We start from the raw sequence: 417 nt of genomic DNA on the forward strand, positions 1-417 counted from the left end.
GGCACAGGCGTGGACATCGCCAACGTCAAGATGAGCATGAACCCCTTTGACGAAATCGCCGTCGAAGAGGCTGTGCGCCTGAAGGAAAAAGGCGTGGTCACCGAGGTGATCGCCGTCTCCTGCGGCGTGAGCCAGTGCCAGGAGACGCTGCGCACCGCCATGGCCATTGGTGCGGACCGTGCCATCCTGGTGGAGACTGATGCCGAGCTGCAGCCGCTGGCCATTGCCAAGCTGCTCAAGGCGGTGGTGGACAAGGAGCAGCCCGGTCTGGTGATTCTGGGCAAGCAAGCCATTGACGGCGATAACAACCAGACCGGCCAGATGCTGGCGGCGCTGGCAGATCTGCCTCAGGCCACCTTCGCTTCCAAGGTGGAAGTGGCGGGCGACAAGGTGAACGTGACGCGTGAAGTGGATGGC

At 62.8% G+C, this 417-nt stretch carries 1 protein-coding gene; it reads left to right on the top strand.

Features of this window, described 5'->3' with window-relative positions; all coding sequences use genetic code 11:
* A partial coding sequence (locus tag QEP11_RS15640; protein WP_284337583.1) for an electron transfer flavoprotein subunit beta/FixA family protein occupies positions 1 to 417 on the top strand: 417 nt, incomplete at both ends.

Origin of the sequence: Comamonas halotolerans (assembly GCF_030162935.1) — a bacterium.
Classification (GTDB): Bacteria; Pseudomonadota; Gammaproteobacteria; order Burkholderiales; family Burkholderiaceae_C; genus Comamonas; species Comamonas halotolerans.